Origin of the sequence: Streptomyces sp. UNOC14_S4, assembly GCF_020740835.1 — a bacterium.
GTDB lineage: Bacteria > Actinomycetota > Actinomycetes > Streptomycetales > Streptomycetaceae > Streptomyces.
The window spans coordinates 1-6,468 of sequence record NZ_JAINFC010000433.1 but is presented as its reverse complement, the minus strand read 5'-3'; the positions used below and the strand labels follow the sequence as shown (position 1 = coordinate 6,468).

Genomic DNA, 6,468 nt, shown 5'->3' with positions numbered 1-6,468 from the left:
CGACACCTCCGCCGCCCCCGCTGTCGCACACCGAGGCGGGATCGACCGCGCCGTCTGCCGAATTCCCCTCCAGAACGGGAGACTTGGCGCACATCCGGGTGCCGGGGGAAGGGGTACGGCATGCAGGAGTCACCGGGCGGCCTACGGGAGGAGCACCGCGCGGAGGTCGAGGGCCTGCTCGCGCGGGCCGTCGAGGAGGAGGTGCGCCGCTCGGGCGGGCGTCCCGCACGGCGAGGCGTGGTCGTGCCTGGAGCTCGCCGTCGTCGACGCGGGCAACGACCAGCCCGGACCGGCGCTCGAACTGACCGACACAGCACTGCGGTTGTTCGCGGGCCTCGGGGACCACCGCGGCGAGAGCTGGTCCCGCTTCCTGCGCTGCACCCTGCTGCCGTTCGCCTCGCCGGGCGGCTCGGTGGTCAGAGCGGCCGTGGCGGAGGAGGAACTGGCCGCGCTGCGGCGCGAGCTCCGGGAACCCGGCCGGCGGACGGGCCACGCCCTGGAGGAGGCCGCGGAGGCGTACGCCGTGGTCCTGGACCAGGGCGTCGAACCGGAAGCGGGCCGGCGGGCCTGGCAGCTCGGCTTCGTACCGGGCGCGGCGCCCGCGACGTCGTGGCCGTGGCGCACGGCAAGACCTGACCGGACGATCATGTCCGGAAACGACATGTCACCGTACGGATCCCGTAAGTAATGTCGACGCCCTCGCACCGCTCCACCCCTGACCCCTGTCACGAGGAGTTGCCGCCATGCGTCGTCGCGCCCGCGCCACCGCCGTCTTCCTCGCCGTCTCCGCCGCCTTCGGGCTCGCGGCACCCGCGGCCGTCGCCGCTCCGCGGTCCGCGCCCGATACGGCTTTCCGTATGCACAACAGCGCGTTCGGCGGCTGCCTGACAGCCGAGGGATCCGGCTACCGCGACCCCGGAGGGACGCGGCGGCCGTGGCTCGTGTCCCTGCAGCCGTGCGACACGGCGGCGCCCGCCGCCCAGCAGTGGGTCTACAGCCAGGCCACCCACCAGTACTGGTCGCAGGCGCAGCCGTACCGCTGCATCGACGGGAAGGGCTCGCGGCTGGTCACCGAGCTGTGCGACGCGGACTCGGCCACACAGCGGTTCCGGCCGGGACCGGCCGGCCCCGGCGGGCAGCGGACGATTGCCGCGGAGGCGGACGGACGGGTGTGGGGCCAGGACTCCCACCGGGCGCACGGCGGCGCGCGGATCGCTTTCGGCGACGGGGTACGGCAGGTACGGGGCGCTGCCGCTTCGGCCGACCAGTGGTGGGTTCTGTCCGGCTCCTGAGTTCGCCGGTCCCTGCGGGGCGTCCTCGGGGCGCCTCATGGGGTGGGCGGCGATGCCGTACGGCGACTGCGGGTCCGTTGCGGCTGGTCGCGCCCACGCGGCGGAGCCGCAGATCGATACAGCCTCGCGCCCCTACGGGGCGCGCCCCGTTGTCAGTGGGGCCGCGTACGCTCACTGGCATGAGTTACGCAGACCTGCGCGAACTCCAGAGCGCGCTCAGCACCGCCTCGGACATCGCCTTCTCCCTCGACGCCACCGCCCCGGCCCCGCACGAGGCCGACCAGCTTCTCGACGCCCTGCGCCGAGCGGTGGCGGCGGCCAGCGCCCTGGGCGCCGGTGCGGGCGCGACGGGCTGCGCGGAGCACCCCAAGGGCCCGGTCGATCCGCTGTACGGGGACAAGGACGACCCCCTGCCGCCGGGCTGGGGCCGCTGCCTGCTGTGCAACGACCGGCGCCGCCGGGCAAGCGCACAGCGCCGCGGCTGGCGCTGACGGGGCGCGCCCCGTCAGGGGCGCGGGGAACGGCGCGACCAGCCACAACGGACCCGCAGTCGCCCGACAACATCGCCACCCACCCCATGAGGCGCCCACCAGAAAACACTCACCCTGCAGCGGCGATCAGCCCCACATACCGATCCCAGTCCCAGTAGGGACCAGGATCGGTATGCGTCGACCCCGGCACCTCCACATGCCCGATGATCCGCTCCCGCGTCAGCGGGATACCGTGCCGCGCGCAGACCGCCGCGGCCAGCCGCGCCGACGACCGGTACATCGCATCCGTGAAGTATTCGGGGCGGTCGATCCAGCCTTCGTGCTCGATGCCGATGCTGCGCGTGTTGTAGTCCCAGTTGCCCGCGTGCCAGGCGATGTCCTTCTCGCGCACGAACTGGCCGATATATCCGTCGGCCGAGGCGACCATGTAGTGCGCCGACACTTTGGAGCGCGGGTCCTGGAAGATCCGCATCGCGTCGGGGAAGGTCTCCTGCGTCACGTGGATCACGAGAAAGTCGACGGGGTAGGCGTCGGGGCGGCTGGAGACCGTGTAATTGGCGTTGTCGGCCGGTATCCAGTGGGTGGGCGGATAGGTGGCGGTCGCGGGGCGTTCTTCCATGAGGGCTCCCGGGTCGAGGGCACGCCGGTCGGCAGCGGGGCAGCAGGGCAGCAGGGCAGCAGGGCAGCAGCGACGGGGACATGACACTCCACTTTTCCCCGGCCCGCAAGAACCGACAGGGATGCGCGCATAAAAATAGGAGCCGGGACTGATTCATTCATGGAATATAAGGTCGGTGTTACAACTCGCCTTCGATCCACGATAGATCTGCTAGCGATTGCCCGAAAATGACCCGATAGCCGCTTTGGCTCATGGGCGACTGTCTGCCATAGTCGAGGACACGACCCCCATTGACCCGGGCCAGGTCGTCCACCGGTCGTGGAGCACACCCCAATTTCTCCACGGCCGCACGAAGAGGCCCCCGGCCCGCTCGCTCACCGGCGACGGATGGGGGCCTCTTCGTTTGCTCGCGCACTCGCAAACCCACGGACACGAGCAACCCACGCACACGAGCAACCCACGCGCCCGAGCGCGAACGCGCCCTCCGCCGGACTCAGCGGTCGGCGACCCGCATCTCGAACCACGTGGTCTTGCCACGCGCCAGCAGGTCCACGCCCCAGCGGTCCGAGAGCTTGTCCACCAGGAACAGCCCCCGGCCGCTGATGTCGAGCTCGTGCACCGGCATCAGGCACGGGAGCCCGCGCGAGGGATCCCGCACCTCTATCCGCAGCCAGCCGCGCCGCCGTTCCATCCTCAGCCCGAAGGAGCGCGCCCCGGTGTGCCGGACCGCGTTGCCGACGAGCTCGGACACCAGCAGGACGGCGTGCTCCGTGAGCTGGGCGGAGAGCCCCCACTGCCGGAGAACGACGATCCTGGTCAGCCGACGCGCGGCGACCGCCGATTCCGGACGGGAGGGCAACTGGACCTCACCGAGCGTGGGGTCGCCGAACAACTCGAGCGCCCCCTGCGCCAGGTCGTCCTCCACCGTCGACAGCCGACGCACGGCAGCCATGGCGCTCCGCCGACGCGGCTGATCCATTCCTTCCAGACCCGCCATGACCCCCATCATGGCCGCCGTAAAGACGCCGTGGGCTGGAACGAAGGGATTCGCTGTACCGGAATCCACGCCTCCAACGCGGTTCCACGACATATGCCATGGGCAGCCAGTCGATCAGAAAATGCCGACTGACCTGCGGTGACCCGGGGTGCACAGATGATCGCTCAGTGCACGGAACAAGGTCATTTCGAGGCGTTCGCACACCCCTGGGAATTCCCCCACAAGGGGCAACCCCCCGGTGCCCGGACCGGACCGGGACAACGCGCGGGGCGGGGCCACCGATTCCGGCGACCCCGCCCCAACAGCCTTGTTCAGCCCCGTTCCCCCGCGTTCAGGCCCAACTCGCCGCCTATCAGACGAACTTGGCCTTCCCCGGCCCGTCCTCGACAAAGCTGCGCATGCCGATCTCCCTGTCCTCGGTGGCGAACAGCCCGGCGAACCAGTTGCGTTCGATGGCGAGCCCGGTGTCGATGTCGGTCTCCAGGCCGGTGTCCACCGCCTCCTTGGCGGCCCGCAGCGCCAGCGCCGGCCCGGCGGCCAGCTTCGCGGCCCACGCGTGCGCCTGCTCGTACACCTCGGCGGCGGGGACGACGCGGTCGACGAGCCCGAGGGCCAGCGCCTCGTCGGCCTTCACCTGACGGCCGGTGAAGATGAGGTCCTTGGCCTTGGAGGGGCCGATGAGCCGGGACAGCCGCTGCGTGCCGCCCGCGCCCGGGATCAGGCCGAGCAGGATCTCGGGCTGCCCCAGCTTGGCGTTGTCCGCGGCGACGCGGAAGTCGGCGCAGAGCGCGAGCTCGCAGCCGCCGCCGAGCGCGTAGCCGGTGACGGCCGCGACGACGGGCTTGGGGATGCGGGCGACGGCCGTGAAGGCGTCCTGGAGGCCGCGGGACCGGGCCACCATGGCCGCGTGGTCCATCTTCTGCATCTCCTTGATGTCCGCGCCCGCCGCGAACACCTTCTCCCCGCCCCACAGCACCACGGCCCGGACGTCCGCGCGGTGGGTGACCTCCTCCGCGAGCTCGCGGAGCCGGTCCTGGGTCGCGATGTCCAGCGCGTTCATGGGCGGACGGTCCAGCCGGACGGTCCCGACGCCCTCGGCAACCTCAAGATGCACAGTCATGCCAGCAGGTTAGCCTCAGGGTTCCCACGGGGTCTGCCCCGTACGGCGGGCACATGCGAAGCGGCCCGGTGCACTTGATCACAGTGCGCCGGGCCGCCGTCGGGCCGTCACCAGGGGGCGGCGGAGTGCCCCATGAGGGGCGTGGGGGCGTCAGCTCCCCACGGTCCACTCCGACCAGGGGAGGTTCCAGCCGTTGAGCCCGTTGTCCGGCTGGATCGTTTTGTCAGGGGAGTTCTTCACGATGACGACGTCACCGATCAGCGACTGGTTGTAGAACCAGGCGGCCGGGGTGTTCGGGTCGCCGCCACCGCGCTGGTCCATCAGACCGACGCAGCCGTGGCTGACGTTCTCGGAGCCGAAGGTGCCCTCGCCCGACCAGTAGTTGCCGTGCAGGAAGGTGCCGGAGGTGGACAGGCGCATCGCGTGCGGCACGTCCGGGATGTCGTATTCGCCGCCGAAGCCGACCGTGCGGCCGTCCATGCGGGTCACGTCGTACTTCTCGCTGATGACCATCTGGCCGTTGTACGTCGAGTGGCCCGGGGCACCGGCGGAGATCGGAACGGTCTTCAGCTTCTTGCCGTCGCGCTCGACGACCATCTCGTGGCTGGCGGCGTCGACCGTGCTCACCTGGCTGCGGCCGACGGTGAACTTCACCGTCTTGTCCTGCGTGCCGTAGACACCGTCACGGCCCTCGACGCCGTTCAGGTTCATCTGGAGGGTCACCTTGGTGCCCGCGGCCCAGTACTTCTCGGGGCGGAAGTCGAGGCGGTCGTTGCCGAACCAGTGGCCCTTGACCGGCACCGCCGGTTCGGCGGTCACCTTCACGGCCTGCTCGATGGCCTTGGGGTTGGTGATGCCGCGGCTGAAATTCAGCGACACCGGCATGCCGACGCCCACCGTGGTGCCGTCCTCCGGCGTGAAATAGCCGACGAACGTGTTCTGCGGGGTGAGCGTGGTGAAGGCGGCGTGCTTGGCGGACGTGCGGCCGTCCTTGTCCTTGGCCAGCGCGTCGACCGTGTACTTCGTGGCCGCGCCCAGGTGGGCCGTCGGCTCCCAGGCCTTGCCGTCGTCGGATATCTTGCCGTCCACCGCGGCGCCCTTGGCGTCGGCCACCTTCACGGAGGTCAGGGTGCCTTTGTCCGCGGTGACCTTGAGCGCGCCGCTCGTCGCGACATCGCTCGCGCCGTCCTTGGGCGCGATCGTCACGACGGCCTGCGAGGGCTTGCCGTCGTCCTTCTTGGCGCCGTCCTTCTTGTCGTCACCATCGCCGCCACAGGCGGTGACCAGCATCAGCAGCGCCCCGAGCAGCAGGGCGAACAGGCCTCGGCGGCCCGCGCGCCCTCTCGATATCAGATGGGCGTTCACAACGGTTGTCTCCCTTTTCGCACGGCCCGCGGCCACGCGGTGCCCCCTGAGCGCGTCAACACGCGCATGGCGATAGATAACCACATGCCACCGACAGTGCATGGCTCGGGAATGTCACCGTTCCGCAGCAAATGAGAACGGTGGTGCGAGACGTACTTCTGAGGGGTGGCGGATGGCCGAATCGAGGCATCTTAAACCGGCCTCCTGTGCCCGATGACCACGAGGGGCCGGGCGCCTCCGGGAACCGCCGCGTCCGATCACACGGGTGAGCGCGCCCGTGGATCTGGGCAGAACTGGGGGAAGGACGAGCCGCCGACGCCCGGCCCGGGACGGCCGGGTGCCCGGCGCTGTCGATCGCGAGCCGCCGAGAGCCGCCGGAGGCCAAGACGTGTCGAGCGCACCCGAGCAAGAGGCGGAGCGGGACGACGGGTTCGGGCCCCGCCACGACCGGCCCTGTACGGGCGGCCGCGCGGCGCCCCCCGCCGTCACGGGCGTCAACGGACGGCCGAGGGCGGCGGCCCCGGCGCCCTGCCCGCCCGCGGTACGGCCGGGCAGCCCGGAGCCACTGGGGGCCCGCTTCCTGG

The 6,468-nt window shown here is 70.9% G+C and carries 7 protein-coding genes and 1 pseudogene; 4 read left to right on the top strand and 4 right to left on the bottom strand.

The annotated features are described in order from the left end of the window. The 3 genes and pseudogenes from K6I34_RS28730 to K6I34_RS28720 all read left to right on the top strand — a co-directional run. Positions 1–688: pseudogene (locus K6I34_RS28730) on the top strand (hypothetical protein); the annotation flags it as partial. A gap of 55 nt (positions 689–743) precedes the next feature. Further along, positions 744–1,292 carry an RICIN domain-containing protein gene (locus K6I34_RS28725; protein ID WP_229330243.1) on the top strand — a complete coding sequence of 183 codons (549 nt, stop codon included), beginning with the start codon at positions 744–746 and terminating at the stop codon, positions 1,290–1,292. 179 nt (positions 1,293–1,471) lie between these two features. Next, the gene (locus K6I34_RS28720; protein ID WP_121800014.1) at positions 1,472–1,783 is read left to right on the top strand and encodes a hypothetical protein; all 312 of its coding nucleotides are present in this window, start codon (positions 1,472–1,474) and stop codon (positions 1,781–1,783) included. A gap of 109 nt (positions 1,784–1,892) precedes the next feature. Here the strand turns inward: K6I34_RS28720 and K6I34_RS28715 are convergent, their stop codons facing one another. The 4 genes from K6I34_RS28715 to K6I34_RS28700 all read right to left on the bottom strand — a co-directional run bounded on the left by K6I34_RS28715 (position 1,893) and on the right by K6I34_RS28700 (position 5,809). After that, positions 1,893–2,402 carry an N-acetylmuramoyl-L-alanine amidase gene (locus K6I34_RS28715; RefSeq protein WP_374231043.1) on the bottom strand — a complete coding sequence of 170 codons (510 nt, stop codon included), beginning with the start codon at positions 2,400–2,402 and terminating at the stop codon, positions 1,893–1,895. A gap of 493 nt (positions 2,403–2,895) precedes the next feature. Further along, on the bottom strand, positions 2,896–3,411 hold the full coding sequence (locus K6I34_RS28710) for an ATP-binding protein (RefSeq protein ID WP_374231042.1): 516 nt from the start codon (positions 3,409–3,411) through the stop codon (positions 2,896–2,898). Between the two features lie 340 nt (positions 3,412–3,751). Next, positions 3,752–4,519, bottom strand: a complete 768-nt coding sequence (locus tag K6I34_RS28705) for an enoyl-CoA hydratase/isomerase family protein (RefSeq protein ID WP_229330239.1) — start codon at positions 4,517–4,519, stop codon at positions 3,752–3,754. Positions 4,520–4,669: 150 nt separating this feature from the next. After that, positions 4,670–5,809: an Ig-like domain-containing protein gene (locus K6I34_RS28700; protein WP_229330245.1), complete on the bottom strand. Its 1,140-nt coding sequence runs from the start codon at positions 5,807–5,809 to the stop codon at positions 4,670–4,672. A gap of 463 nt (positions 5,810–6,272) precedes the next feature. Between K6I34_RS28700 and K6I34_RS28695 the strand changes: the two genes are divergently transcribed. Further along, positions 6,273–6,468 (top strand): hypothetical protein (locus tag K6I34_RS28695; RefSeq protein ID WP_229330237.1); only part of this gene is annotated, 196 nt, incomplete at its 3' end.

Excerpts from the sequence above, each read along its gene's own strand:
- K6I34_RS28725 (WP_229330243.1), top strand. The coding sequence starts at position 744 with ATGCGTCGTCGCGCCCGCGCCACCGCCGTCTTCCTCGCCGTCTCCGCC.
- K6I34_RS28715 (WP_374231043.1), bottom strand. The coding sequence starts at position 2,402 with ATGGAAGAACGCCCCGCGACCGCCACCTATCCGCCCACCCACTGGATA.
- K6I34_RS28705 (WP_229330239.1), bottom strand. The coding sequence starts at position 4,519 with ATGACTGTGCATCTTGAGGTTGCCGAGGGCGTCGGGACCGTCCGGCTG.
- K6I34_RS28700 (WP_229330245.1), bottom strand. The coding sequence starts at position 5,809 with ATGCTGGTCACCGCCTGTGGCGGCGATGGTGACGACAAGAAGGACGGC.
- K6I34_RS28720 (WP_121800014.1), top strand. The coding sequence starts at position 1,472 with ATGAGTTACGCAGACCTGCGCGAACTCCAGAGCGCGCTCAGCACCGCC.
- K6I34_RS28710 (WP_374231042.1), bottom strand. The coding sequence starts at position 3,411 with ATGATGGGGGTCATGGCGGGTCTGGAAGGAATGGATCAGCCGCGTCGG.